This is a genomic window from Streptomyces sp. NPDC005266 (assembly GCF_040607655.1).
Taxonomy (GTDB): Bacteria; Actinomycetota; Actinomycetes; order Streptomycetales; family Streptomycetaceae; genus Streptomyces.
On record NZ_JBEXHC010000019.1, the window covers coordinates 127,883 to 154,026 of the forward strand.

Genomic DNA, 26,144 nt, shown 5'->3' on the forward strand with positions numbered 1-26,144 from the left:
TGCGGATGAGAACGGACGGGACGACTGTACGGCCAGCGGGCCCCTGCCCGACACCAGCTGACACCCCGTCAGCCGCTACTTCCATCCCCGTCAGCCGCTACTTCCGTCCGAGCCGCTCGGCAAGCGCCTCCAGGACCAGCGGTGGCACCAGGTGGGAGACGTCGCCGCCCCAGGCCGCGACCTCCTTGACCAGACTGGAGGAGAGGAAGCTGTAGGTGGGGTTGGTGGGCACGAAGAGCGTTTCCACGCCCGACAGGCCGTTGTTCATCTGGGCCATCTGCAGCTCGTAGTCGAAGTCGCTGACGGCCCGCAGCCCCTTGACGATGGCGGGGATCTCGCGCTGCTTGCAGAAGTCCACGAGCAGCCCGTGGAAGGCCTCCACCTTGACGTTTCCGTATTCGGCGGTGGTCTGGCGGAGGAGATCCATCCGCTCGTCCACCGTGAACAGGCCCTGCTTGGACTTATTGATCATCACCGCGACGTAGACCTCGTCGTACAGCTTGGAGGCACGGGCGATGATGTCGAGGTGTCCATTGGTGACGGGGTCGAAGGACCCCGGACAGACGGCGCGGCGCAACGGAAGTTCCTCGCTCTCGGGTCCGGTCATGAGGCGTTGTCGCACGTCGAGGCGGCGCGGCCGTACCAAAGCGTGCCCTCGCCGTAGCGACGGGCCCGCAGCCCCTCGAATCCGGCCGGCCACCCGAACTCCCCGCCTCGTGTGCTCCGCTCCACGGTGGCCAGCGCATCCGACGCGATCCAGCCCTTGCGGAGGAGTGTGAGGAGGATCTCGTGGAGATCACCATCGCTGACGGCGTAGGGCGGGTCGAGGAAAACGACGTCGTACGGGCCGGTGGCGGGGGGCTGTCCGGCAAGCGCCTGTTCGGCCTTGGCGGTACGGAGCTCGGCACCGGGCAGCCCGAGCGTCCGGATGTTCTCCCGGATGGTGCGGGCGGCGCGCGGGTCTGACTCGACGAGCAGCACATGGGCGGCGCCGCGGGACAGCGCCTCCAGGCCGACCGCGCCCGAGCCGCCGTACAGGTCGAGGACCCGGGCCCCGTTCAGCGAGCCGAGCAGCGACTCCCAGGTTGAGAACAGGCCCTCGCGCGCCCGGTCCGAGGTGGGTCGGGTGCCGTTTCCCGGCGGCACGGCCAGGCGCCGGCCGCCGGCCGCTCCGGCGATCACGCGGGTCATGGGTGAGGCAGTCCTTCGCGGTGGTCGGGGCAGCGGCGGGCTGGGCCAGGCGTGGCCGGGCCGCTGCACCTCCACGATATGGCGTACCGCGCGGGCCGGAGCTCCGCGCCGGGGCGCCGGGCTCACCCCTTGTCCAGGAACTCCTCGCGCTCCTTGTCCAGCAGGGCGTCCAGCGCGGTGCGCAGCTCCGGGTATCCGCTCAGCTCCGGATCGGCCGAGACGATCGCGGTCGCCTCCTCCCGGGCCGCCGCGATGACCTCCTCGTCGTCGATGACGGCGAGCACCCGCAGCGAGGAGCGGACCCCGGACTGGGCCTGGCCGAGCACATCGCCCTCGCGGCGCTGCTCCAGATCGATCCGGGACAGCTCGAAGCCGTCGAGCGTGGCGGCGACCGCGCCGAGCCGGGCCCGGGCGGGGCTGCCCTCGGGCATGTCGGTGACCAGCAGACACAGCCCGGCGGCCGAGCCACGGCCGACCCGGCCGCGCAGCTGGTGCAGCTGGGAGACGCCGAAGCGGTCAGCGTCCATGATCACCATGGCGGTGGCGTTGGGGACGTTGACGCCGACCTCGATCACGGTGGTGGCGACCAGGACGTCCACCTCACCCGCCGCGAAGCCGCGCATCACCTCGTCCTTGGCCTCCGGCTGCATCCGGCCGTGCAGCACCTCCACCCGCAGCCCCCGCAGCGGGCCCTTGGCGATCTTCTCGGCGACGTCGAGGACGGCCAGTGGCGGCCGCTTCTCGGCCTCGTACGCCTCGTCCTCGGGACGCTTCTGCTCCGCCTTGGCCTCGTCCTCCTCGTCGCCGATGCGGGGGCAGACCACATACGCCTGATGCCCGGCGGCCACCTCCTCGCGCACCCGCTCCCAGGCGCGGGTCAGGAAGTGCGGCTTGTCCTTCGCGGGCACCACATGGGAGGCGATCGGGGAGCGGCCCGAGGGCAGCTGGTCCAGAACGGAGGTTTCCAGATCGCCGAAGACGGTCATGGCGACGGTCCGCGGGATCGGGGTGGCGGTCATCACGAGCAGATGCGGGGGCTGCTTGCCCTTGGAGCGCAGCGCGTCGCGCTGCTCGACGCCGAACCGGTGCTGCTCGTCGACGACGACCAGGCCCAGATCGTGGAACTGGACCTTGTCCTCGATCAGGGCGTGGGTGCCGATCACGATTCCGGCCTCGCCGGTGACCAGGTCCAGCAGCGCCTGGCGCCGCGCCGCGGCGCCCATGGAACCGGTGAGCAGCACCACCTTGGTGCCCTGCTCCGCGCCGCCGAGCATGCCTCCCTCCCCTCGCCCATCACCGCCCTTCTGCGGAGGCGCTTCGCGCCACAGCCCCCAACTGGCCAACTCGCCCATCATCTCGGTGATCGAGCGGTGGTGCTGCTGGGCGAGCACCTCGGTCGGCGCGAGCATCGCCGCCTGTCCCCCGGCGTCCACGACGCCGAGCATCGCGCGCAGAGCCACCATCGTCTTGCCCGAGCCGACCTCGCCCTGGAGCAGCCGGTGCATGGGGTGGTCGGTGGCGAGGTCGGCGAAGATCTCCTCGCTGACCCGGCGCTGGCCCTCGGTGAGGGTGAAGGGCAGCCGGGCGTCGAAGACGGCCAGCAGCCCGTCCTCGGCGGGTTTGCGGGGGACGGCGGGCAGTTGGGCGTCGGCCCGGCGGCGGCGGGCGAGGGCGACCTGAAGGACGAACGCCTCGTCCCACTTGAGGCGGTCGCGCGCGGCGGCGATGTCGGCCTTGGCGCGTGGTCGGTGGATCTTGGCGAGCGCCTCGGGGAGCGTGGCCAGCCCACGGCCCTGGCGCAGGGCGTCGGGCAGCGGGTCGACGAGACCGGCCAGCGCGGCCTCCTCGTGTCCCGCGGGGCCCAGGACGGTGTCGACGGCCTGCTGGATCTGCCAGGACTCCATCTGCTTGCACGCCGGGTACAGCGGCAGCAGCTGGTTGGCGAACGCCTCGGCGGCGTCCGCGCCGCTGTCCGCGGTCAGCGGTTTGAACTCCGGGTGCGCCAGCTGCCGCTTGCGGTTGAAGACCGAGACCTTCCCGGCGAACAGCGCGCGGGTGCCGGGCAGCAGCTCCGCGCGGGGCTTGTGGACGCCCTTGCCGAAGAAGACCAGCTGGAGACGGCCGCTGCCGTCGGTGATGGTGACCTCCAGGCGCTTGCCCCGGCCGCCGTTGAAGGTGTGCACGCGGGCGTCGGCGACCTGGGCGACGACAGTCACATGCTCGTCGAGGGGCAGATCGGACAACCGGGTCAGCTCACCGCGCTCCGCGTACCGCCTCGGGTAGTGGTGCAGCAGATCGCCGACCGTGTGCAGGTCGAGATGGTCGGCCATCACCTTCGCGGTGTTGCCGCCGAGGACCTTCTTCAAGGGTTCATCCAGCACGGGCACGCAGTCCATTGCACACCACCGCACCGACAACCGGGATCATTCGATGCCTATGATCAGCGGCGCGGTGGGCTGGCCGCCGTGGTAGACGACCGTGTCGACGGCGAAATGGCCGTCGCGTACGTGCCGCTCAAGCCGTTCGGCGAGCCCGTCCGGCAACCCCGCGCCCAGCACCAGGGTGACCATCTCGCCGCCCGCGGCCAGCATCCGGTCCAGCACGGTCTCGGCGGTCCCGGCCAGCTGGTCGCCGATCACCGCCACATCGCCGTCGATCAGGCCGAGGACGTCCCCGGCCTGGCACACCCCGGCCATGGTCCAGGACTGGCGCTCGGCGACGGCCAGTTCGGCATAGCGGGTGGCCCCGGCTGCGGAGGTCATCGCGACGACGTCCTCGTCGAAGCTGCGCCCGGGCTCATGGACGGCGAGCGCGGCGATGCCCTGGACCGGGGACCGGGTGGGGATGACCGCGACCCGTACGCCCTCGGCGCGGACCTGCGCGGCGGCGGCCGCCGCGCAGTGGTGCAGCTCGGTGTCGTTCGGCAGCAGGACGACCTCGCGGGCGTGCGCCCGCCGGATCGCCTCGGCCAGTTCGCCACTGGCGGGCGGCTCGCCGGAGCGGGCGGCGACCGCGGTCGCGCCGGCCTCGGCGCACAGCGCGACGAGCCCGTCGCCGGGGACGACGGCGACGACCGCGCGGGGGGCACGCTCGGCGGGGCGCCGGCCGCCGGCCGGCTCCTGGCCTCCGGGCTCCGCCGGCTGCCCGGCGGCCGGGACGGGGCGGCCGGGCCGACCGGTGCCCGCGTGAGGGACGGCAGCCTTGTCGACGGCGGCGACGGCGGCCGCAGCGGCGCCGAAGTGGGTGATACGGATGCGGTACGGGCGCCCGGCCTGGACACCGGCCTCCACGGCGGCCCCGGCGTCGTCCACATGGACGTGCACATTCCACAGGCCGTCGCCGCCGACGACCACCAGACAGTCGCCGAGCGCGTCCAGCCGCTCCCGCAGCCGTGCGACGGCCTCGTCCTCCGCCTCCAGCAGGTAGATCACTTCGAAGGCGGGCCCGCCCTGCGCGGAACCGTCGGCGGAACAGCTCTCGTGGGCCCGCTCGACGGGAGCGGGGCCTGCCCCGCGCGGGCGTCCCAGCGTGGCGGGTGGTGAGGCCGGGGCCTCGCCCGACAGCGCCTCGGCGAGGCCGCCCAGGACCGTGACGAGGCCGTAGCCGCCCGCGTCGACGACCCCCGCGCGGGCGAGGACGTCGAGCTGCCCGGGGGTGGCCTGGAGGGCCGCACGGGCCCCTTCGTAGGCCGAGCGGGCCACGGTGGCGACGTTGCCGGTGGCCCGCTCGGCGCCCTCCGCCGCCGCCACGGCGACCGTGAGGACGGTGCCCTCCACGGGGTGCGCGACGGCCAGATAGGCGAGATCGACCGCGCGCCGCAGGGCCCGGCGCAGCCCGTCGGCCTCGCCGTCCGGGGAATGGCCGTCCGGGGAATGGCCGTCCGGGGAATGGCCGTCCGGGGAACCGTCGCCCGCCGGGCCGTCGGCCAGGACGTCCGCCATGCCGCGCAGCAGCTGCGCGAGGATGGTGCCGGAGTTGCCTCGTGCGCCGATCAGCGCGCCGTGGGCCATGGCGCGCACCACATCGGCGAGGGTGGGGCGGGAGGCCGCCGCCGAGGCGGCGTGGCCGTTGAAGGCGGCGTCGACCGCCTGGGCGGCGGATTCCACGGTGAGATAGAGATTGGTGCCGGTGTCCCCGTCCGCGACCGGAAAAACGTTGATCGCGTCGATGTCCGCGCGGGCCCGGCCCAGCGCGTCGAGCGCGAGCCCACACCAGGTCCGTACCGCATCGGCGTCGAGCGTGTGCGGCACGTACGTCCTCCTGGGGACCGCTGGGGCGGGGTCGGGCATCGCGTCATCGCAGGGTAGTCGCCGCCCTCGGCGAGTGCCGGGGCAGCCATGATAGTTTCGTTGTACGGGAGTGGCCGTTGTATGCTGCTCCGGTTGCCCGATGCGAATCGGGCCATTCCCCCTGGCGCCGCCGGTGGTCCACGATCCTGGCCACGTCCGGGGTCCCCGTAAGTTCTGTCTCCTCGCGAGAAGCGAGGCTGACCCGTCTTTGGAGTAACCCGTGGCTGCCAACTGCGACGTCTGCGGCAAGGGGCCGGGCTTCGGCAACAACATCTCGCACTCGCACCGCCGCACCCGCCGTCGTTGGAACCCCAACATCCAGACGGTGCGCGCTGTGGTCGGTCGGACCCCGAAGCGGCTCAACGTCTGCACCTCGTGCATCAAGGCCGGCAAGGTCTCGCGCTAGGCGCATCACGGCCGCCCCGCGCGAGCGGGATTCCGGTTGCCAGGGCCGGTCCACACCACCGTGGACCGGCCTTTACGCATGCCCCCTTTTCGGGGCTTGGTTTTTTGCGGCTCGTTTTTGGGGCTCGGTTTTTTGTGGCTCGGTCCACCTCCGGGGCCATCACGCCTCCTCCGGCTACCGCTGGGAGGTACCCCGGCCGGGCGGGAGGGTCCGCGCGGGCTGCCAGCCGTGGTCGACCGGCCCGATGCCCGCGCCCAGCGGGAAGCCCGCCTCGATCGCGCCCGTGACGTACTCCTTGGCCTCCGCCACGGCCTGGGGGACCTCGAACCCGGCCGCCAGATAGGTGGCGATCGCCGCGGCGAGCGTGCAGCCCGTGCCATGGGTGTGGCGGTTGTCGTGGCGGGGGGACCGCAGCCAGTGCTCCTCGGTGCCGTCCGTGAGCAGATCCACCGCGTCGCCCGAGAGATGGCCGCCCTTGATCAGCGCCCACTGCGGGCCGTGTTCGAGTACCGCGCCGGCCGCCCGCCGCAGGTCGTCCTCCGACTCCACCCGGACGCCGGTGAGCTGGGCGACCTCATCCAGATTGGGGGTGGCGACGGTCGCGGTCGGCAGCAGTTTGGTGCGGACCGCGTCGAGCGCCTCGGCGGCCAGCAGCGGATCGCCGTGCTTGGAGACCCCCACCGGGTCGACGACCACCGGGGCGGTGAAGCCCGCGAGAAGCGCGGCGACGGTCTCGACGAGCTCGGCGCTCGCCAGCATGCCGGTCTTGACCGCCTGGACACCGATGTCGTCGACGACGCTGCGGAACTGGGCCCGGACGGCCTCGGCGGGCAGCTCCCAGGCTCCCTGCACGCCCAGCGAGTTCTGTGCCGTCACCGCGGTGATCACGCTCATGCCGTGCGCGCCCAGGGCCAGCATCGTCTTCAGATCGGCCTGGATGCCCGCACCGCCGCCGGAATCCGATCCGGCGATGCTGAGAACACGTACGGGTGCCGCGGCATCGCGCGATGGACGGGTGAGACGAGGAGAATTCGGCATGCGGCCGAATCTACTCGGGGTCCTTGTCCTGTCCGAAATGGTCCCAGCCCGCGTGCAGCCAGGGGGCTCCGTCCACCGTCACCTGAGGCAGCGCCGAGGGGTTCAGGACCTCGCCGATCACCTTCCAGCGGGCCGGGAGCTTCACATCGGGCGGGAAGGTGGCCACGATCGCGTGGTCCTCTCCCCCGCTGAGCACCCACTGCAGCGGGTCGACGCCCACCGCCTGGCCGATGTCCGACATCTGCGAGGGGATGTCGATGTCCCCCGAGCGCAGATCGATACGGACCTTGCTGGCGTCCGCGATATGCCCGAGGTCGGCGACGAGCCCGTCGCTCACATCGGTCATGGCGGTCGCTCCGAGCCCGGCGGCGGCGGGCCCCGCGTGGTACGGCGGCTCCGGCCGCCGGTGCGCCTCCACGAACGCGCGCGGCGAGCGGAAGCCGCGCGAGAGCACCGCATGCCCGGCCGCCGACCAGCCCAGCCAGCCGGTGACCGCGACAACGTCGCCGGGCTGGGCACCGGATCGGGTGACCGGCTCATGGTTGCGCAGATCACCCAGGGCGGTGATCGCGACGGTGATGGTGTCACCGCGCACGACATCGCCGCCGACCACGGCCGCGCCCGCCACCTGGCACTCGTCACGAAGACCGTCCATCAGCTCGGCGGGCCAGGTCACCGGGAGATCGGCGGGGACCACCAGGCCGAGCAGCAGCGCGGTCGGGACCGCGCCCATCGCCGCGATGTCGGCCAGATTCTGGGCCGCTGCCTTACGGCCGACGTCATAGGCGGTGGACCAGTCCCGGCGGAAGTGCCTGCCCTCCAGCAGGACGTCCGTACTGGCCACGACCCTGCGGTCCGGTGCGGCCACGACCGCGGCGTCATCGCCGGGCCCCAGCTTCACCGCCGGGGTGGTGGTGAGATGGGAAGTGAGCTCTCTGATGAGCCCGAACTCCCCCAACTCGCCCACGGTGCCCTTCATCCCATTGCCCCTTCGTACTCGTGCCCCTGCGCCCGCCGCGCCGCGCTCGTCGCGCGGGTCTCCCCTCGCCGCCTGGCGACGCGGTACCGTGGCGTCCCTTCTCCCCACATGATCCTCGTAGCCGCCCTGGAGGTTCCGTGGTACAGGCGTACATCCTGATCCAGACCGAGGTCGGCAAGGCATCGACCGTGGCCGATGTCATCGCCAAGCTCCCGGGGGTGATACAGGCCGAGGACGTGACGGGCCCCTACGACGTGATCGTCCGCGCCCAGGCCGACACGGTCGATGAGCTCGGCCGCATGGTAGTCGCGAAGGTCCAGCAGGTGGATGGGATCACCCGCACCCTGACCTGCCCGGTCGTCCATCTCTAGCTCCCCCGTATGCTCAGCCGGTGAACTCCGCACACCGTAGCCCCACCCGTAGGCGCGTCCCGCTGTCCGCCGCGGCGGCGCTGGTCCTGCTGTCGGCGGCCGGCTGCTCCTTCAACGAGGACTCCGACGGCTCCGCCGCGCCCGCGGTTCCCACGCCGTCGCCGCGGGCGGCGTCGGTGTGCCGGGCGTTGCACAAGGAACTGCCTCGGACCGTGGACGGGCTCAAGAGGCGCACCGCCGAACCCTCCTCGGACTTCACCGCCGTCTGGGGCGACCCCGCCGTGCAGCTGCGCTGTGGGGTCGCCCGGCCGCGGGCGCTGACCGCCTCGACTCAGTCGGCCGAGGTGAACGGGGTCGACTGGCTGCCCGAGAAGCAGCAGCACGGCTATCGCTTCACCACCGTACTGCGGCGAGCGTACGTGGAGGTCACGGTGCCCTCGGCCTACGCGCCCGAGGTCAATCCGCTGCTCGACCTCGCCCGCGCCGTCAGGAAGACTGTGCCGAAGGGCGTGGCCTAAGCGGTTACGGCGAAGTCAAGTGCTGATCCTTCTCGGCGTCCAAGCCCTCGGCCAGGCCGAACGGCGAGGGGTCAGCGGCGAACTTCACCGCATCCGCTTAAGCCCCCCGGACCGGCCCGCCAGCCCGGGCGGCCGGCTCAGCGCAGCCCGGTCGAGCAGCTCAGCGCAGCCCGGTCGAGCGGCGCAGCGCGGACTGGATGAGCCGGTCCACCAGCTCGGGGTAGCTCACACCGCTCTCCTGCCACATGCGCGGGTACATGGAGATCGGGGTGAAGCCAGGCATGGTGTTGATCTCGTTGATCACGAACTCGCCGCTGTCCAGCAGGAAGAAGTCGGCGCGTACCAGCCCCTCGCAGGACACCGCGTCGAACGCGCGCACCGCGAGCTCCTGGACCTGTGCGGTCTGCCCCTCGGTCAGCGGCGCGGGGACGATGCCGTCCGCCGAGTCGATGTACTTCGCCTCGAAGTCGTAGAAGTCGTGGGAGGAGACCGGCGGGATCTCGGCGGGGACGCTGGCGCGCGGCCCGTCCTCGAACTCCAGCACCCCGCATTCGATCTCGCGGCCGCGCAGCAGCGCCTCCACGATGACCTTCGGATCGTGGCGCCGGGCCTCCTCGATGGCCGCGTCCAGCGATGCCTCGTCCTCGACCTTGGTGATGCCGATCGAGGAGCCCGCGCGGGCGGGCTTCACGAAGAGCGGCCAGCCGTGCTCCCCGGCGAAGTCGACGATCTTCTTACGGGCGGCGGAAGGATCCTGCTCCCAGGCGCGGGGGCGGATCACCTCGTACGGGCCGACGGGCAGCCCGTAGGAGACGAAGACCCGCTTCATGTACTCCTTGTCCATGCCGACCGCGGAGGCGAGCACTCCGGCGCCCACGTAGGGCACCCCGGACAGCTCCAGCAGCCCCTGGAGGGTGCCGTCCTCGCCGTAGGGGCCGTGCAGCATGGGGAAGACCACATCGACGTCGCCCAGCGCCTTGGGGACCGCCCCCGGCTCGCTGTAGACGACCTCGCGGCTCCCCGGGTCCACCGGGAGCACGACCGAGCCCTCGGCGGACTCGGCGAGCCGTTCGACGCTGGGCAGCTCACGGTTGGCGATGGCCATCCGGTCGGGCTCGTCGGCGGTCAGCGCCCAACGGCCGTCCGCCGTGATGCCGATCGGCAGCACGTCGTACTTCTCGCGGTCGATGGCGCGCAGCACGGCGCCGGCGGTGACCACCGAGATGGCGTGCTCGGAGCTGCGGCCGCCGAAGACGACGGCGACGCGTGGCTTCCTCGGCTCGCCTGCGGAGGAAGCCGGGACAGGGCGTGGGGAAGGGGTCTGGCTGCTCATATCGCGTTGAGATTACCTTGCGGTTCGTACGACGTCAGTGCCGCTCGGCCTTGGCGCTGCGGGACATCAGCTCTTTGAGCGCGACGAGCGGCTGCTTGCCGTCGTGCACGATGCCGACCACGGTTTCGGTGATGGGCATGTCGACGTCATAGCGGCGGGCGAGATCCAGCACGGACTCGCACGACTTGACGCCCTCCGCGGTCTGCTTGGTGACCGCGATGGTCTCCTCCAGCGTCATGCCGCGGCCCAGGTTGGTGCCGAAGGTGTGGTTGCGGGAGAGCGGGGAGGAACAGGTGGCGACGAGGTCGCCCATGCCCGCCAGGCCCGCGAAGGTGTGCGCGTCGGCCCCCATCGCCAGGCCCAGCCGAGTCGTTTCGGCAAGGCCGCGGGTGATGAGCGACGCCTTGGCGTTGTCGCCCAGCCCCATGCCGTCGGCGATGCCCACGGCCAGCGCGATGACGTTCTTCACCGCGCCGCCCAGCTCGCAGCCGACCACGTCGGTGTTGGTGTACGGGCGGAAGTACGAGGTGTGGCAGGCGGTCTGGAGGCGGCGCGCCACGCTCTCGTCACGGCAGGCCACGACGGAGGCGGCGGGCTGCCGGGCGGCGATCTCCTTGGCGAGGTTGGGCCCGGTCAGCACCGCCACCCGGCCGGCGACGTCCACACCGGGCGCCGCCTTGCCGACGACTTCCTCGACGACCTCGCTCATCCGCTTCGCCGTGCCCAGTTCGACGCCCTTCATCAGGGAGACCAGCACGGTGTCGGCGGGCAGCAGGGGGGCCCACGCGGCGAGGTTTCCGCGCAGCGTCTGGGAGGGCACCGCGAGGACGGTGAACTCCGCGCCGCGGGCCGCGAGGGCCGGGTCGGTGGTGGCCCGCACCCCCGGCGGCAGCTCGGCCCCCGGCAGGTAGTCGGGGTTGGTGCGGCCCGTGTTGATGGCCTCGGCCAGCTCGGCGCGGCGGCCCCACAGCGTCACCTCACAACCGGCGTCGGCGAGCACCATGGCGAAGGCGGTGCCCCAGGAGCCGGTGCCGAAGACGGCGCAGCGCGTCACTTGCTCTCCTCTTCGGCCACGGGGCGCGGCTGGTCGGCGGTGTGGGCCTTGGTGGCGTGGGGCTTGGCGGAGTGGGGCTTGGCGGCGCGGGGCTTGGCGGAGTGGGGCCCCGCGGCGCGGGGCCGCACGGGCCGGAAGTCCTTCGTCCGGGCCGGCGCGGGCTCTGCGCGTACCTCCGCGAGGAGATCGGTGATGGCGGCCATGATGGTGTCGGTAGCCGCCCGCAGCACCTCGGCGGTCGGCTCCTGCCCGTAGAACTCGGACAGGTCCACCGGCGGCCCCGCGAGCACCTTGAGGGTCTTGCGGGGGAAGAGGCGGACCCTCTTCTCCTTGGCGTACGGCGGCACGGCCTCATTGGCGCCCCACTGGGCGACCGGGATCACCGGGGCCTTGGTGAGCAGCGCGACCCGCGCCGCGCCGGTCTTCCCGCGCATCGGCCACATCTCGGGGTCACGGGTGAGGGTGCCCTCGGGGTAGAAGGCCACGCACTCGCCCCTGTTGATGGCGTCCACGGCGGCCCGGAAGGCGTTGGCGGCGTCGGTCGACTCGCGGTAGACGGGGATCTGCCCGGTGCCGCGCAGCATCGCGCCGACGAATCCGCCCCGGAAGAGCGCGGCCTTGGCGAGGAATCGCGGTACGCGTCCGCTGTTGTACTGGAAGTGCGCGTAGGAGAGCGGGTCGAGATACGAGTTGTGATTGATCGCGGTGATAAAACCACCGTCGGCGGGAATGTGCTCCATTCCGTGCCAGTCCCGCTTGAACAGAACCACGAGCGGCGGTTTGACCAAGACTGCTGCCGTGCGGTACCAGAAGCCGATTCTGCGGCCGGACACTCGGAACATCCTCTCTTGGACCCCTTGGCCCCCTCGGACCCTGCTGACCTGCTGGCTTGCTGCCGTCCGGGCAGCCGCACAAGTGTCGCTCCAGGTACCCGGTCTGTCGAGAACACCGTAACCCCGCCATGTCCCGGGAGAACCGGGCGGCAAGCGAGAATGAGGCCCGTGGGAAGAAACGGAGCCTGTGTGGCCTGGACGCTGGTGGTGCCGCTGAAGCCCTTGTCGCGGGCGAAGAGCAGGCTCTCCGGCGCCGCCCGGGACGGTCTGCGGCCCCGGCTCGCGCTCGCGTTCGCCCAGGACACGGTGGGCGCGGCGCTGGCGAGCCGGTGGGTACAAGGCGTGACGGTCGTCACCGACGATCCGCTCGCCGGGCGCGAGCTGTCGGCCCTCGGCGCCCGGATCCTGTCCGACCCGCCGGGGCGCGGACTGAACGCGGCGCTCGCTCACGGCGCCCGCGCGGTGCGCCAGGAGCAGCCGGAGGCCGCCGTGGCGGCGCTGAACGCCGATCTCCCGGCCCTGCGGGCCGCGGAGCTCGACCAGGTACTCGAGGCGGCCCGCGGCTTCCCACGCGCGTTTCTGGCGGATGCGGCGGGGGTGGGCACGACGCTGCTCTCGGCGGCGCCGGGCGTCGACCTCGCCCCGGCCTTCGGCGGCGCCTCACGGGTCCGGCACCGGGCGTCGGGGGCGCGCGAGATCGAGCTGGCGGGGGTGGACTCGGTGCGCCGCGACGTGGACACCGCCGAAGATCTGCGCGCGGCCCTGGTCCTGGGCGTCGGTGCCCATACCCGGGCTAGGGTGGCGGTCATGCAGGGAACCGCCTATACGTACGACCCCGAGACCCGCGCCGGCAGTGTGCTGCTCGACGACGGCACCCCGTTGCCGTTCGACGCCGCGGCCTTCGACGCCGGAGGGCTGCGGACGCTGCGCCCGGGGCAGCGGGTGCGGATCGAGGTGGAGGGCGAGGGAGCGGACCGCCGGGTCGTCTTCATCACCCTGCAGACGTTCTGAGCGCCCGCGGCGAAGTCGCAGGCACGGGGTGCGGGAACGGGTCGCGGGAACGGGGAGCACCGGGCGCCGAAAGCACCGCGGGCCGGGCTCCCTCGGGGAGCCCGGCCCGGCGCGTGACGGTGCAGCTGTGCGCCGCTGACTAGCGCTTCCTGGCGGTGGTCTTCTTGGCGGTGGTCTTGCGCGCGGTGGTCTTGCGCGCCGGAGCCTTCTTCGCCGTGGCCTTCTTGGCGGTCGTCTTCTTCGCCGGCGCCGCCTTCTTCGCCGTGGCCTTCTTCGCCGTGGTCTTGGCGGGGGCCTTCTTGGCGGGGGCCTTCTTGGCGGTCGTCTTCTTCGCGGGCGCCGCCTTCTTCGCCGTGGCCTTCTTGGCGGCCGCCTTCTTCGCGGCGGCCTGGAGGCTGCCCTTGGGCGCCTTCTTCACGGCGACCTCGCCGCCGCGCGGCAGCTTCTTCGAACCGCTCACCAGGTCCTTGAAACCCTGACCGGCGCGGAAGCGGGGCACCGAGGTCTTCTTGACCCGGACCCGCTCTCCGGTCTGCGGGTTGCGGGCGTAGCGGGCGGGACGCTCCACCTTCTCGAACGAGCCGAAACCAGTGACCGAAACTCGCTCCCCGGCGACGACCGCCCGGACGATGGCATCCAGGACCGCGTCGACCGCTTCGGCGGCCTGCTGACGGCCGCCGACCTTGTCGGCAATCGCTTCTACGAGCTGCGCCTTGTTCACGTCTTCCCCTTCGGAGACATTGCCGGAACGAATGTGTTCAAGCTTTTTCGCACGTTAGGCAGATATATACCGCAAATCAAACACGAAACGGGCTAATCACCCTTGTGCCGCAACGCACTCGATCGTCACGGACTTCCGTCGGAGTCGGGATCTTCGGGGAAACGCCCCTCGTCGAGGTCGTTCATGAACCGCTCCAGACGCCGTGCCGCGCCTGCGAGATCGTGTTTCGCCGCCGAGGTGATGACCAGCAGCTTCCGGGACAGCGCCATCCGTACGCCCTCCGGGACTTGCAGTGTGCGCACCCTTGTGTGCGCTTCTTTCAGCCGGGCGGCGACGAGACCGTAGAGCTCGAGTTGGCCGTCGCGTTCCATGCACTGATTGTGCCATCTGAGGCGAGTTGTCGCTTCACGGGGCCTCAACATGACGATGCGCCGCCAAGTCCGAGGACTGGCGGCGCATCCTGCCAAACCTGCTCTGTACAGGGAGAACCGGGGGTCAGACCTCCACCGTGCTCGGCTTGAAGGAGGGGCGACAAGCCTCGTACGCGGCGATGTCGTCCTCCTCCCTGAGGGTGAGACTGATGTCGTCCAGGCCCTCCAGGAGCCGCCACCGAGCGTTCTCGTCAAGCTCAAAATCAGCCGTGATTCCCTCGGCTCGTACCTGACGGTCGACGAGGTCCACGGTGACCTCCGCGGTGGGGTCCGACTCGACCAGCTTCCACAGCCGGTCCACGGTCTCCTGCGGCAGGACGACGGTCAGCAGGCCGTTCTTGAGCGAGTTGCCGCGGAAGATGTCGGCGAAGCGGGACGAGATGACGGCCTTGAAGCCGTAGTTCTGCAGCGCCCACACCGCGTGCTCGCGCGAGGACCCGGTGCCGAAGTCGGGGCCGGCCACCAGCACCGTCCCGCCCTTGTACTCGGGGCGGTTGAGAACGAACTCCGAGTCCTTGCGCCAGGCCTCGAAGAGCCCGTCCTCGAAGCCGTCGCGGGTGACCTTCTTGAGCCAGTGCGCGGGGATGATCTGGTCCGTGTCGACGTTGCTGCGGCGCAGCGGAACGGCCCGGCCGGTGTGCGTGGTGAAAGCTTCCATGACTGCTCAGGCCCCCACGGGAGTCGATACGGCGGCGTCGGACAGATCGGCTGGCGAGGCCAGATGGCCGAGCACCGCGGTGGCGGCGGCGACCTGCGGCGAGACCAGGTGCGTACGGCCGCCCTTGCCCTGCCTGCCCTCGAAGTTGCGGTTTGACGTGGACGCCGAGCGCTCACCGGGCGCCAGCTGATCGGGGTTCATGCCCAGACACATCGAGCAGCCCGCGTGCCGCCATTCGGCGCCGGCCCGGGTGAACACCTTGTCCAGGCCCTCCTCCACGGCCTGCAGCGCGACGCGCACCGAGCCGGGGACGACCAGCATCCGTACGCCGTCGGCCACCGAACGGCCGGACAGGACCGAGGCGGCGGAGCGCAGGTCCTCGATGCGGCCGTTGGTGCAGGAGCCGACGAAGACGGTGTCGACCTTGATGTCGCGCAGCCGCTGACCCGCCGTCAACCCCATGTACTCCAGGGCCTTCTCGGCGGCGAACTTCTCGCTGGCGTCCTCGAAGGTCGCGGGATCGGGGACCGAGGCCGACAGGGGCGCGCCCTGGCCGGGGTTGGTGCCCCAGGTGACGAACGGGGCGAGCTGGGAGGCGTCAATGACGACCTCGTGGTCGAAGACCGCGTCGTCATCGCTGCGCAGGGTGCGCCAGTAGGCGACCGCGGCGTCCCAGTCGGCGCCCTTGGGGGCGTGCGGCCGGCCCTCCAGATAGGCGAAGGTGGTCTCGTCCGGGGCGATCATGCCCGCGCGGGCGCCCGCCTCGATGGACATATTGCACACGGTCATCCGGGCCTCCACCGAGAGCTTCTCGATGGCCGGGCCGCGGTACTCGATCACATAGCCCTGGCCGCCGCCGGTGCCGATCTTCGCGATGATCGCCAGGATCAGGTCCTTGGCGGTGACGCCGTCGGGCAGCTCGCCCTCGACGGTGACCGCCATGGTCTTGAAGGGCGCGAGCGGCAGCGTCTGGGTGGCCAGCACGTGCTCGACCTGGCTGGTGCCGATGCCGAACGCGAGCGCGCCGAAGGCGCCGTGGGTGGAGGTGTGGCTGTCACCGCAGACGACGGTCGTACCGGGCTGGGTCAGTCCCAGCTGCGGTCCCACCACGTGGACAACGCCCTGCTCGATGTCGCCGAGCGGGTGCAGACGGACGCCGAACTCCGCGCAGTTCTTGCGCAGCGTCTCCAACTGGGCACGGGAGACGGGGTCGGCGATCGGCTTGTCGATGTCGAGGGTGGGGGTGTTGTGGTCCTCGGTCGCGATGGTCAGGTCGGTACGACGGACCTGGCGGCCTGCCTTGCGAAGGCCGTCGAACGCCTGCGGGCTGGTCACCTCGTGCAGCAGATGCAGATCGATGAAGAGGAGGTCGGGCTCGCCCTCGGCGTGCCGGACGACGTGGTCGTCCCAGACCTTCTCCGCGAGTGTCCGTCCCATCGCTTTCCCTCCGGCCGGCGTCGCTGCCGGCCCAACTCGTGTGAAGTGCGTGCCCTGGTCTGCGGGCCCGCCATTTACAGAGTGGCGGGTATCCCGGAAAATTGAACTTGCGTTTCACACTGTGAGACGCGAGTATCGTTTCATGGACAACACTAGCGGCGTCGGCGTTCTCGACAAGGCGGCTCTGGTACTGAGCGCCCTGGAATCCGGCCCGGCCACCCTCGCCGGGCTGGTCGGGGCGACCGGTCTCGCGCGCCCCACGGCGCACCGGCTCGCGGTAGCACTGGAACACCACCGGATGGTGGCGCGTGACATGCAGGGCCGCTTCATCCTGGGACCGCGCCTGGCCGAGCTGGCCGCGGCGGCGGGCGAGGACCGGCTGCTCGCCACGGCCGGGCCCGTACTCACCCATCTGCGGGATGTGACCGGCGAGAGCGCGCAGCTCTACCGGCGACAGGGCGATATGCGGATCTGTGTCGCGGCGGCGGAGCGGCTGTCCGGACTGCGGGACACCGTGCCGGTCGGCTCCACCCTGCCCATGAAGGCCGGCTCGGCCGCCCAGGTACTGATGGCCTGGGAGGAGCCGGAGCGGCTGCACCGCGGGCTGCAGGGCGCCCGCTTCACGGCGACGGCCCTGTCGGGCGTACGGCGGCGGGGCTGGGCCCAGTCGATCGGCGAGCGCGAGCCGGGCGTCGCCTCCGTCTCGGCGCCCGTGCGGGGCCCCTCCAACCGCGTGGTCGCCGCCGTCTCGGTCTCCGGGCCGATCGAGCGGCTGACCCGGCACCCGGGCCGGATGCACGCACAGGCGATCATCGACGCGGCCGCACGGCTGTCGGACGCCCTGCGCCGGGGTAACTGAGCGCGTGGACCGACGCCACCGCTCTCACGCGCTCTTACACGTCCTTACGCGCTCTTACGCACCCTTCAGCGCCAGCCGGTCGGCCGCGCGCTCCCCTCGCCGGCCGACCGGGACCACGCCGGCGGCCTTCCCCAGGCCGAATTCCGGCATGTTGACGTAGACCGCCTCATGCGCACCGGCGGGGACCACATAGGTCTCGTGCCAGAAGCCGACCTTGCCCCTGCCCTCCCGTATCCGCCGGTTGAACGCCGCCCAGGCGGGCCGGTGCTCCTTGTCCTGGGCCACCGCGTACTCCATGAGCTTCTCGTGCGAGTCCCAGTACTGGACGACGTAGATCACCCGGGGCGGGCCGAACAGCAACTGATATTCCAGCATCCCGCTCTCCCGGTCCCGTGACAGCTCCCGGAGCATCCGCGGCATCGCCCGGAAGACCGGCAGCCAGCTGCGGAGCGCGCGGAAGCGGTTGATGCGCATGCCGATCATGAAGACGGTCACCCCTCCGCCGGCCTCGGCGGTCATACGCCCCGTAAGCACCTCGGCACCCATGGCGATCCCCTCGTTTCTCGCGTCCGATAGTGTCGGATAGCGGCACTATCCATCGCTTGGATAGTGCCACTCTCCAATGGAAAGGCGCAAGAGATATGCGACTGGCGGAGCTCAGCGAGCGCAGCGGGGTGTCCACCGCGACGATCAAGTACTACCTGCGCGAGCGGCTGCTGCCGCCGGGCGAGCGGATCACCGCCACCCAGGCCGAGTACGGCGAGGAGCATCTGCGCAGACTGCGGCTGGTACGGGCGCTGATCCAGGTCGGCCGGATGCCGGTGGCCACCGCGCGAGAGGTGCTGGAGGCCGCCGAGGACGAGTCGCTCAGCCAGAACGCCCGGGTGGGGACCGCGGTCTGGGCGCTGCCGCACGGCGCCGAGCCCGACCCGGACGATCCGCAGGCGGCGCGGGCCCGCGGGCAGGTGGACACCCTGCTGGAGCGCATGGGCTGGGCATACTGCCAGGAGCTGGGCGACGCCTCCCCCGCGTACCGGATGCTGACGGCGGCCATCGCGTCCCTGGCCCGCCTCGGATATCCCCACGACACCAAGCACTTGCTGCTGCACGCCCGGCTCGCGGCCGAACTGGCCGTCTCCGACGTGGACCTGGTGGAGGCGTACGACACCCCGGCCGAGCGGATCGAGGCGGCCGTCGCGCTGACCGTGCTCTACGAACCGGTGCTGCTGAGCCTGCGGCGGCTCGCGCAAACCGAGGAATCCGGCCGCCGCTTCGGTGAGTGACGGACCGCCGGGCGAGCACGCGAAAAAGCCCCCCGCTGACGCGGGGGGCTTTCCCTCTGTACCCCCGACCGGATTCGAACCGGCGCTACCGCCTTGAGAGGGCGGCGTGCTAGGCCGCTACACAACGGGGGCCTGAATGAGCACAAGACATCCTGTACTGCGCTGGGCTACCAGGACTCGAACCTAGACTAAATGAACCAGAATCACTCGTGCTGCCAATTACACCATAGCCCATGGTATAGACCAGTACCCCCGACCGGATTCGAACCGGCGCTACCGCCTTGAGAGGGCGGCGTGCTAGGCCGCTACACAACGGGGGCCCTAGCGATCTCCATAACCGAGGAGATCCGTACCCCCGACCGGATTCGAACCGGCGCTACTGCCTTGAGAGGGCAGCGTGCTAGGCCGCTACACAACGGGGGCTTGGTCCTGCTTTGATCAAGAGATCCCCGAGGTGAGCCGGAAAGATCTCTTGCTGGGGTACCAGGACTCGAACCTAGACTAAGTGAACCAGAATCACTCGTGCTGCCAATTACACCATACCCCACCAAAACGCCACCCCCAGAGGGGTTTTGTTTGGCCTGCGCCTTCGTCCGGCCTCTCGGCCGCCCGTCCGGCGCAGGAAGAACATTACCCGAAGGTGGACGGGCCACCAAAACGGGTATCACCGCGTGGTGGCGCCGAACCCCGGGCGCGACGGGCGCCCCGCGCCCTTGTGTCGCCCGCCTCAGACCGCGAGCTTCGCGAGCGCCGCGTCGACGCGGGCGAGCGTGCGCTCACGCCCCAGGACCTCCAGAGACTCGAACAGCGGCAGGCCGACCGTACGGCCGGTGACGGCGACGCGCACCGGAGCCTGGGCCTTGCCCAGTTTGAGGCCGTGCTCCTCACCGGCGGCCAGGACCGCCTCCTTGAGGGCCTCGGCCGTCCACTCCGCCTCGGCGATCTTCGTACGGGCGGTGGCGAGCAGGGCGTCCGCGCCCGGCTTCATGGCCTTCGCCCATGACGCCTCGTCCCGCACCGGCTGATCGAGGAAGAGGAAGTCGACGTTCGCGGTGATGTCTGACAGGACCGTCAGCCGGGTCTGGGCCAGGGGTGCCAGCGCCTCGAAGGCGGACGCGTCGAAGGACTCCGGGGCCCACGGCGCGTGCGGCGCCTTCAGCCAGGGCTCGCACGCCTCGATGAACGCCTTCACGTCCAGCTGCCGGATGTGGTCCGCGTTGATCGCCTCGGCCTTCTTGAGGTCGAAGCGCGCCGGATTGGCGTTCACCTCGGAGATGTCGAACGCGGCGACCATTTCCTCCAGGGAGAAGACATCCCGGTCGGCCGAGATCGACCAGCCCAGCAGCGAGAGGTAGTTGAGCAGCCCCTCGGGGAGGAAGCCGCGCTCCCGGTAGAGGTTCAGCGAGGACTGTGGGTCGCGCTTGGAGAGCTTCTTGTTGCCCTCGCCCATGACATACGGGAGGTGACCGAAGGCGGGCACCAGCCCGGCGCCCACGCCGATCTCGGCGAGCGCGCGGTAGAGCGCGATCTGGCGCGGGGTGGAGGAGAGCAGATCCTCGCCCCGCAGCACATGCGTGATCTCCATCAGCGCGTCGTCGACGGGGTTGACGAGCGTGTAGAGCGGGGCGCCATTGGCCCGCACGATGCCGTAGTCCGGCACGTTCTCGGGTGTGAAGGTCAGCTCGCCGCGGACCAGGTCGGTGAAGGTGATCGGCTCGTCGGGCATCCGGAAGCGGACGATCGAGGCGCGCCCCTCGGCCTCGTGCGCGGCGATCTGCTCGGCGGTCAGCGAGCGGCAGGTGCCGTCGTAGCCGGAGGGCCGGCCGGCGTTGCGGGCCGCCTCGCGGCGCTCCTCCAGCTCTTCCGCGGTGCAGTAGCAGCGGTAGGCGTGGCCGGCCGCCAGGAGCTTGTCCGCGACGTCCCGGTAGATGTCCATCCGCTGCGACTGGCGGTACGGCGCGTGCGGGCCGCCGACCTCCGGACCCTGGTCCCAGTCGAAGCCCAGCCAGCGCATCGCGTCCAGCAGCTGCTGGTAGGACTCCTCGGAGTCACGGGCGGCGTCGGTGTCCTCGATGCGGAAGACCAGGGTGCCGCCGTGGTGACGGGCGAAGGCCCAGTTGAACAGGGCGGTGCGGACCAGGCCGACATGGGGGTTACCGGTCGGCGAGGGACAGAAACGAACCCGCACGGGGGCGGAGGAGCTTGCGCTAACCACGCTTGATCACCTTGTTGGTGAGAGTGCCGATGCCTTCGATGGTGACGGCGACCTCGTCGCCGACAAAGAGCGGGCCGACGCCCGCCGGGGTGCCGGTGAGCACGACGTCGCCGGGGAGCAGCGTCATCGCCTCGGTGATGTGCACGATCAGATCCTCGATCGAGCGCACCATGTCGCTCGTCCGGCCCAGCTGCCGCTGCTCACCGTTGACCGTGCACATGATGCCGAGATCGCCGGCGCGCTCCAGGTCGATATCGGTCTCCACCCAGGGGCCCAGCGGGCAGGAGGTGTCGAAGCCCTTGGCCCGCGCCCACTGCTCCTCGCGGCGCTGCACGTCGCGCGCGGTGATGTCGTTGCAGCAGGTGTAGCCGAGGACGACGTCCTTGACGCGCTCGCGCGGGACCTCACGGCACATCCGGCCGATGACCACGGCCAGCTCGGCCTCGTGGTGCACCTCGGAGGAGAAGGAGGGGAGGACGACGGGGTCGCCGGGGCCGATCACGGAGGTGGAGGGCTTGAAGAAGACGACGGGGATGTCGGGGACCTCGTTGCCGAGCTCGGCGGCGTGCTCGCGGTAGTTGCGGCCGATCCCGACGACCTTGTTGGGCAGGACCGGCGGCAGCAGCCGGACCTTGCTCAGCGGGATCTTCTGGCCCGAGCGCTCGAATTCGGCGAAGGGGTGGCCCTTGATGATGTCGACGACGGGGCCGTCCTGACCGGACGGCTCGCCCTCCACCACACCGAAGGCGACGTTGCCGTCGAGGGAGAATCTGGCGATGCGCACGGGAAGCTTTCGCTCCTTGACTGAACTCACTGGAGACTGACGCTCCAGGCTATCGCTCCGCGCCCCGCGCGCCGCCGCCTCGCCCCTGACCGGCGGTGCGGCCCGCCCCGCCCCGCCGGCTCAGTTGCCGGGGATCTTGGTGAGCACGGTGCGCTTGGGGTTCGCGGTCCGGACCGGCAGATCGACGGGGTGCTCCGGCTGCTCATCGGTCGCGGTCGTCAGCTCCTCGGCGTCCTTCAGATGCGCCAGGGTGGTCCGCCGCGGGTTGGCTATGGTGCGGAACATCATCGTCGTCTTCACTGGGTCCATGCCTCGCTGTTGTCGTTTCGACGGACGGTGTAAAGCGTCAGGCTAGATGCGGCCTTGCCCAAGATTTCTGGAAAAAAGTCGCCAGCGGCGTGTGATTTTACTCACCATCGATCAGGCAAATGCCGCATAGCGGGCGCTCGCTTCAATCACGCTATTCGGACATTGCCGCCCTGAACCAGACGTTCCGCTCTTGATCATCGCTAGCCGGGCACCCATTGGCGGCGATCGACTCGTTCATAAAAGTCCGTTATCGCCGACATGGCTTTCTACGTCCGGTAATAAAGCCCGCACTGAGCGTCACGTGGATCACAGCCTCATCCCTTGCCCTTGTTGCAGCATCCGGCACTGTGCTGGAATTCCCGGGACCGCCGCGGGAATCTGCCGGCGCGCATGGGGGGCGCAAGAGACAGAGGCGCCGAGCGGCGGGGGTTCCTCTCGTCGATACGAAAGGAAGCGCCGGTCACTCACGACCGACAGGGGGGATCGCGGTCCCCCACGACTCGACACCGCTTCACCCTCACCGGTGGAGCGCCTGGTCCAGAGGTTGCGACGCTAGTGCAGGGACGTTTCAAGAGGGATGGAATGGGGTCTCCCCAGGCCCGCCAGGGCCGAGGGGAAGCTTCGGCGGACCCGGAGCTGCGCGGCGGGACCGACCGCGGCTCCTCGCCCCAGCGCGCCCAGGGCAATGCCAGGACGCCGGGAGACCAGGGCTCCGAGCCCGGCGCGGCCGGCGCCACGCAGACCAGCGCGCCCAGCGGCACACAGACCCCCGAGCAGACCAAACCCAAGGCCACCGCCGGCGGGCCCGGCAACCGCATAGCCCTGCGCAACTGGCGCATCAGCACCAGGCTGGTCTCCCTGCTCGCGCTCCCCGTGGTCGCGGCGACCACCCTGGGTGCCCTGCGCATCCAGGACTCGCTCGACAACATCGAGCAACTCGACCAGATGAAGCTGCTCACCGAGATGACGCAGCAGGCCACCCAGCTGGCGAGCGCGCTCCAGGAGGAGCGCGACAAGTCGGCCGGTCCGCTAGCCGGCAAGGGCAACGCCAAGGACGACCGGGTCGTCTCGACGCGCGAGGACACCAACCGCGCCATCTCGGCGTTCCGTAACGCCACCGACGAGATCGACCCGGCCAACCAGTCGATGGCCGGTGTGCAGTCCACCCTCGTCGACATCAGCCGCCAGCTCGGCAAGATCAACGAGATCCGGGACACGGCGTACGACAACAGTCAGTACTACTCACTGACCGTCCAGAACTACAACGAGCTGATCAACTCGCTGTTGTCGCTCTCCCAGGACATGGCGCAGGCGACCAGCAACCGCGCGATGATCAACAACACCCGCGCGCTCGCCACCTTCTCCTCCGCCAAGGAGTACGCCTCGATCCAGCGCGCGCTGATCAGCGCCGCGCTCGCCGACCCCGACGGCGCCGAGTTCTCCGCCAACGACCGCCGCTTCGCCAAGACCGCGGTGGACAAGGAGAACGAGGCGCTCGGCCGCTTCAAGCAGATCCGCCAGGGCAACTCCGAGGATCTGCTCGAACCGCTGGACAGCCGCCCGGACATCAAGGCGGCGACCATGTACGCCGACCGCGCGGTGCGCGACCCGGACGGACTCAAGGCCGAGAAGCGCACGGATCTGGACTGGTACGACCAGGACAGCATCAAGATCGAAGAGATGGGCAAGATCGAGGAGACGCTGCTCAGCGAGATGCAGCAGAAGGCTCGTGAGCTCCGTGAGGACGCCCAGCAGGACGCCATCATCAACGGTGCGCTGATCCTGCTCGTCCTCGGCGTCTCCCTGGTCGGCGCGTTCGTCGTCGCCCGCTCCATGGTCCGCTCGCTGCGCCGGCTGCAGGACACCGCGCAGGACGTCGCGCAGAACCGGCTGCCCGAGCTGGTCAAGCAGCTCTCCGAGTCCGACCCGCAGGACGTGGACACCTCCGTCGAGTCCGTCGGTGTGCACAGCCGGGACGAGATCGGAAAGGTGGCCACGGCCTTCGACGACGTGCACCGCGAGGCGGTCCGGCTCGCCGCCGAGCAGGCGCTGCTGCGGGGCAACGTCAACGCGATGTTCACCAACCTCTCGCGCCGCAGCCAGGGCCTCATCCAGCGCCAGCTCTCGCTCATCTCCGAGCTGGAGAGCCGCGAGGCCGACCCGGACCAGCTCTCCTCGCTCTTCAAGCTGGACCACCTGGCCACCCGTATGCGCCGTAACGGCGAGAACCTCCTGGTCCTCGCGGGCGAGGAGCCCGGCCGCCGCTGGACCCGTCCGGTCCCGCTGGTGGACGTGCTCCGCGCGGCGGCCTCCGAGGTGGAGCAGTACGAGCGCATCGAGCTCAGCTCGGTCCCGGCGACCGAGGTCGCGGGCCGGGTCGTCAACGACCTCGTCCACCTGCTCGCCGAGCTGCTGGAGAACGCCACCTCCTTCTCCTCGCCGCAGACCAAGGTCAAGGTCACCGGTCACGCACTCCCCGACGGGCGGGTGCTGGTCGAGATCCACGACACCGGCATCGGGCTCTCGCCCGAGGACCTGGCCGCGATCAACGAGCGGCTGGCCAGCCCGCCCACCGTCGATGTGTCCGTCTCCCGGCGCATGGGTCTGTTCGTGGTCGGCCGGCTGTCGCTGCGCCACGGCATCCGCATCCAGCTGCGGCCGTCCGACTCCGGCGGTACGACCGCGCTGGTCATGCTGCCGGTCGATGTCGCCCAGGGCGGCAGGAAGCCGGGGGCACAGGGCCCCGGCGGCCAGGGCGGACAGGGCCCCCAGGGCGGCGGCAACGGCGGACCGGGCAAGGGGTCGGCCGGGCCGCTCGGCTCGACGCCCCCTCGGCGCCAGGTGCCGGGGTCGGGTTCGCGCGCCGCACTGCCCGGCAACGGCGGCGGCAGCAGCGGCCTGCCGACCCGGCCGGTCGGCGCCGGAGCGAGCCCCTCGGGCGGCGCCCCGTCCGGCGGCCCCAACCTCTTCGGCAGCGGACGGCCCCCAGGGCCCCGGAGCAACGCCCCTTCGGGCCCCGGCGGCCCGGGTGCCCCCTCCGGTCGTCCCCCGCTGCCGGCGCGCGGCGAGGGTCCGACCGTCGCCCCGCCGACCGGCGCCCCGCGCCGCGCCGGCGCGGACGACCAGCGCGGCCGCCCGCAGCTGCCCTCGCGCGACCCCGCGCCCGAGCTCCCCGCCTCCACCCAGCCCGGCACCAGCTGGGGCGCGCGCCGCGCCGCGTCGGGCGAGGACGACTGGCCGACGACGCCGCGCGAGACGGGGGACACCCCCCGCGGCCATGACGAGGCCGAGTCCACGGGCCAGTTCGCCCGCCCGGACCTCGGTGGCTCCACGCGGCACCACGATCAGTTCGGCAACCGCGGTCCCGGCGACACCGGTGAGCTGCCCTCGCTGACCGACCCCAACATGTTCGAGCCCCGGCGCGGGCCCGGCGACACCGCCCAGTTCGAGCGCCCCGACTACGGCCGCGACCCCGGCGACACCGCTCAGTTCGAGCGCCCCGACTACGGCCGCGGCCCCGGCAACACGGGGCAGTTCGCCCGGCCGGAGCTCGGCCAGGGCCCCGGAAGCACCGGCGAGTACGCGCGGCCGGAGAGCAACGGCCCCGGTGACACCGGCGAGTTTCCGCTGCCCCGGGGCGGGCAGGGTGGCCCCCGGACGGACGACGCGCTGCCGCCCGCCGGCCCCGGCGACGGCCGTACGCCGATCTTCGACACCATCGAGTCCAACTGGCGCCACCAGACCCAGGAGACCCGCAAGCCGGACGCGGGCCCGTCGAACACCGGCTCCCAGGGCGAGGGCCGGCGGTTCCCGCCCCAGCCGTCACGGTCCGAGTACAGCGCGCCCGAGCCGCCCGCACCCGGGCGCCCGGCCTCGGCAGTACCGCCCGCCCCGCGCCGCGAGCCGCAGACGGTGCCCCGGGGCACCGGCGGGTACGCCGGAAGCAAGGGTTCCGGCGGTGCCAACGGCGTGAGCAGCGCGGCTTCCCACTGGCGGACGTCGTCCGCCAACGACGAGCGCTGGCGCCGCGCCGAGCAGGTCCGCGAGCCCGCCAACGGCGGTCTCACGTCGTCCGGGTTGCCACGACGGGTGCCGCGCGCGAATCTCGTGGAAGGCGCCGCGACGCAGGCGCCGCGGCAGCCCGACCCGACGGGGTCGCAGGTGTCCCGTGCGCCGAGTGACGTACGCGGAAGGCTGACCAACCTCCGCCGGGGGATCCAGCAGGGCCGTCAGGCCGGCACCGGCTTCGACGGCAATCACGATCGCGGCGTAGGCCCGACTTACCAGCAGGAGCGTTAGTTGAGCCCGATGAGCCAGGCGGCGCAGAATCTGAACTGGTTGATCACCAACTTCGTGGACAACACCCCCGGGGTGTCCCACACCGTGGTGGTCTCCGCCGACGGACTCCTTCTGGCGATGTCCGA

General features: G+C 71.1%; 24 protein-coding genes, 5 tRNA genes and 1 pseudogene. 8 read left to right on the forward strand and 22 right to left on the reverse strand.

Features of this window, described 5'->3' with window-relative positions:
* Window positions 1–97: 97 nt before the first annotated feature.
* The 4 genes from coaD to ABZU99_RS27290 all read right to left on the reverse strand — a co-directional run bounded on the left by coaD (window position 98) and on the right by ABZU99_RS27290 (window position 5,480).
* Entirely contained in the window at window positions 98–607 is a 510-nt protein-coding gene (gene coaD / locus ABZU99_RS27275) for a pantetheine-phosphate adenylyltransferase (protein WP_355948026.1), read from the reverse strand.
* Window positions 604–1,191 (reverse strand): 16S rRNA (guanine(966)-N(2))-methyltransferase RsmD, encoded by a 588-nt coding sequence (rsmD, locus tag ABZU99_RS27280; protein ID WP_356047026.1) that lies wholly within the window; start codon window positions 1,189–1,191, stop codon window positions 604–606. Before rsmD ends, coaD begins: the two co-directional genes overlap by 4 nt.
* A 122-nt stretch (window positions 1,192–1,313) precedes the next feature.
* A complete protein-coding gene (recG, locus tag ABZU99_RS27285; protein ID WP_356047024.1) occupies window positions 1,314–3,587 on the reverse strand; it encodes an ATP-dependent DNA helicase RecG in 2,274 nt (757 codons plus the stop codon).
* Between the two features lie 27 nt (window positions 3,588–3,614).
* Window positions 3,615–5,480, reverse strand: coding sequence for a DAK2 domain-containing protein (locus ABZU99_RS27290; protein WP_356047022.1), 1,866 nt, complete (start codon window positions 5,478–5,480; stop codon window positions 3,615–3,617).
* A gap of 220 nt (window positions 5,481–5,700) precedes the next feature.
* Between ABZU99_RS27290 and rpmB the strand changes: the two genes are divergently transcribed.
* On the forward strand, window positions 5,701–5,886 hold the full coding sequence (gene rpmB / locus ABZU99_RS27295) for a 50S ribosomal protein L28 (protein ID WP_009714771.1): 186 nt from the start codon (window positions 5,701–5,703) through the stop codon (window positions 5,884–5,886).
* Window positions 5,887–6,060: 174 nt separating this feature from the next.
* Here the strand turns inward: rpmB and thiD are convergent, their stop codons facing one another.
* Entirely contained in the window at window positions 6,061–6,924 is an 864-nt protein-coding gene (gene thiD / locus ABZU99_RS27300) for a bifunctional hydroxymethylpyrimidine kinase/phosphomethylpyrimidine kinase (RefSeq protein WP_355948015.1), read from the reverse strand.
* 10 nt (window positions 6,925–6,934) lie between these two features.
* A complete protein-coding gene (locus ABZU99_RS27305; RefSeq protein WP_355948013.1) occupies window positions 6,935–7,903 on the reverse strand; it encodes a thiamine-phosphate kinase in 969 nt (322 codons plus the stop codon).
* A gap of 137 nt (window positions 7,904–8,040) precedes the next feature.
* On the opposite strand from ABZU99_RS27305, the gene ABZU99_RS27310 reads away from it, so the two are divergent.
* Window positions 8,041–8,274, forward strand: coding sequence for an Lrp/AsnC ligand binding domain-containing protein (locus ABZU99_RS27310; protein ID WP_355948010.1), 234 nt, complete (start codon window positions 8,041–8,043; stop codon window positions 8,272–8,274).
* Window positions 8,275–8,294: 20 nt separating this feature from the next.
* Window positions 8,295–8,792, forward strand: a complete 498-nt coding sequence (locus ABZU99_RS27315; protein ID WP_355948007.1) for a DUF3515 domain-containing protein — start codon at window positions 8,295–8,297, stop codon at window positions 8,790–8,792.
* A 160-nt stretch (window positions 8,793–8,952) separates the two neighbouring features.
* Here the strand turns inward: ABZU99_RS27315 and ABZU99_RS27320 are convergent, their stop codons facing one another.
* The 3 genes from ABZU99_RS27320 to ABZU99_RS27330 are packed head-to-tail and all read right to left on the reverse strand — an operon-like array spanning window position 8,953 to window position 12,012.
* Window positions 8,953–10,125 (reverse strand): D-alanine--D-alanine ligase family protein, encoded by a 1,173-nt coding sequence (locus ABZU99_RS27320; protein ID WP_356047018.1) that lies wholly within the window; start codon window positions 10,123–10,125, stop codon window positions 8,953–8,955.
* Window positions 10,126–10,159: 34 nt separating this feature from the next.
* Window positions 10,160–11,179, reverse strand: coding sequence for an NAD(P)H-dependent glycerol-3-phosphate dehydrogenase (locus ABZU99_RS27325; RefSeq protein WP_355948003.1), 1,020 nt, complete (start codon window positions 11,177–11,179; stop codon window positions 10,160–10,162).
* Window positions 11,176–12,012, reverse strand: a complete 837-nt coding sequence (locus ABZU99_RS27330; RefSeq protein WP_356047016.1) for a lysophospholipid acyltransferase family protein — start codon at window positions 12,010–12,012, stop codon at window positions 11,176–11,178. Before ABZU99_RS27330 ends, ABZU99_RS27325 begins: the two co-directional genes overlap by 4 nt.
* A gap of 189 nt (window positions 12,013–12,201) precedes the next feature.
* Here ABZU99_RS27330 and cofC point away from each other — a divergent pair.
* Window positions 12,202–12,801, forward strand: a pseudogene (gene cofC / locus ABZU99_RS27335) (2-phospho-L-lactate guanylyltransferase); the annotation flags it as partial.
* Between the two features lie 361 nt (window positions 12,802–13,162).
* Here cofC and ABZU99_RS27340 read toward each other — a convergent pair.
* From ABZU99_RS27340 to leuC, 4 genes are all read right to left on the reverse strand, one after another.
* Window positions 13,163–13,744, reverse strand: coding sequence for an HU family DNA-binding protein (locus ABZU99_RS27340; RefSeq protein ID WP_355947999.1), 582 nt, complete (start codon window positions 13,742–13,744; stop codon window positions 13,163–13,165).
* A 125-nt stretch (window positions 13,745–13,869) separates the two neighbouring features.
* Entirely contained in the window at window positions 13,870–14,115 is a 246-nt protein-coding gene (locus ABZU99_RS27345) for a hypothetical protein (protein WP_355947996.1), read from the reverse strand.
* Window positions 14,116–14,239: 124 nt separating this feature from the next.
* Window positions 14,240–14,833 carry a 3-isopropylmalate dehydratase small subunit gene (gene leuD, locus ABZU99_RS27350; RefSeq protein WP_355947993.1) on the reverse strand — a complete coding sequence of 198 codons (594 nt, stop codon included), beginning with the start codon at window positions 14,831–14,833 and terminating at the stop codon, window positions 14,240–14,242.
* A gap of 6 nt (window positions 14,834–14,839) precedes the next feature.
* Window positions 14,840–16,270, reverse strand: a complete 1,431-nt coding sequence (leuC, locus tag ABZU99_RS27355; protein ID WP_356047013.1) for a 3-isopropylmalate dehydratase large subunit — start codon at window positions 16,268–16,270, stop codon at window positions 14,840–14,842.
* A 142-nt stretch (window positions 16,271–16,412) separates the two neighbouring features.
* On the opposite strand from leuC, the gene ndgR reads away from it, so the two are divergent.
* Window positions 16,413–17,129: an IclR family transcriptional regulator NdgR gene (gene ndgR, locus ABZU99_RS27360; RefSeq protein WP_355947989.1), complete on the forward strand. Its 717-nt coding sequence runs from the start codon at window positions 16,413–16,415 to the stop codon at window positions 17,127–17,129.
* Window positions 17,130–17,183: 54 nt separating this feature from the next.
* On the opposite strand, the gene ABZU99_RS27365 is transcribed toward ndgR, so the two are convergent.
* Window positions 17,184–17,675, reverse strand: a complete 492-nt coding sequence (locus ABZU99_RS27365) for a DUF4188 domain-containing protein (RefSeq protein ID WP_355947986.1) — start codon at window positions 17,673–17,675, stop codon at window positions 17,184–17,186.
* Between the two features lie 95 nt (window positions 17,676–17,770).
* Here ABZU99_RS27365 and ABZU99_RS27370 point away from each other — a divergent pair, with 95 nt between their 5' ends.
* Window positions 17,771–18,412 (forward strand): MerR family transcriptional regulator, encoded by a 642-nt coding sequence (locus tag ABZU99_RS27370; RefSeq protein ID WP_356047010.1) that lies wholly within the window; start codon window positions 17,771–17,773, stop codon window positions 18,410–18,412.
* Window positions 18,413–18,471: 59 nt separating this feature from the next.
* On the opposite strand, the gene ABZU99_RS27375 is transcribed toward ABZU99_RS27370, so the two are convergent.
* From ABZU99_RS27375 to ABZU99_RS27410, 8 genes are all read right to left on the reverse strand, one after another.
* Window positions 18,472–18,544: transfer RNA gene (locus ABZU99_RS27375), tRNA-Glu, on the reverse strand.
* A gap of 30 nt (window positions 18,545–18,574) precedes the next feature.
* Window positions 18,575–18,646, reverse strand: a tRNA-Gln gene (locus ABZU99_RS27380).
* Between the two features lie 13 nt (window positions 18,647–18,659).
* Window positions 18,660–18,732, reverse strand: a tRNA-Glu gene (locus tag ABZU99_RS27385).
* A gap of 30 nt (window positions 18,733–18,762) precedes the next feature.
* Window positions 18,763–18,835: transfer RNA gene (locus ABZU99_RS27390), tRNA-Glu, on the reverse strand.
* A gap of 52 nt (window positions 18,836–18,887) precedes the next feature.
* Window positions 18,888–18,959: transfer RNA gene (locus ABZU99_RS27395), tRNA-Gln, on the reverse strand.
* 180 nt (window positions 18,960–19,139) lie between these two features.
* Complete coding sequence (gltX, locus tag ABZU99_RS27400) at window positions 19,140–20,627, reverse strand: glutamate--tRNA ligase (RefSeq protein WP_356047008.1); 1,488 nt, start codon at window positions 20,625–20,627, stop codon at window positions 19,140–19,142.
* A complete protein-coding gene (locus ABZU99_RS27405; RefSeq protein ID WP_356047006.1) occupies window positions 20,620–21,411 on the reverse strand; it encodes a fumarylacetoacetate hydrolase family protein in 792 nt (263 codons plus the stop codon). Before ABZU99_RS27405 ends, gltX begins: the two co-directional genes overlap by 8 nt.
* A 120-nt stretch (window positions 21,412–21,531) precedes the next feature.
* Window positions 21,532–21,711: a hypothetical protein gene (locus ABZU99_RS27410; RefSeq protein WP_355948224.1), complete on the reverse strand. Its 180-nt coding sequence runs from the start codon at window positions 21,709–21,711 to the stop codon at window positions 21,532–21,534.
* A gap of 591 nt (window positions 21,712–22,302) precedes the next feature.
* Here ABZU99_RS27410 and ABZU99_RS27415 point away from each other — a divergent pair.
* Both ABZU99_RS27415 and ABZU99_RS27420 read left to right on the forward strand, forming a co-directional pair.
* Window positions 22,303–26,019, forward strand: a complete 3,717-nt coding sequence (locus ABZU99_RS27415; RefSeq protein WP_355947975.1) for a nitrate- and nitrite sensing domain-containing protein — start codon at window positions 22,303–22,305, stop codon at window positions 26,017–26,019.
* 9 nt (window positions 26,020–26,028) lie between these two features.
* The coding region (locus ABZU99_RS27420) for a roadblock/LC7 domain-containing protein (RefSeq protein ID WP_302888475.1) at window positions 26,029–26,144 on the forward strand (116 nt) is incomplete at its 3' end.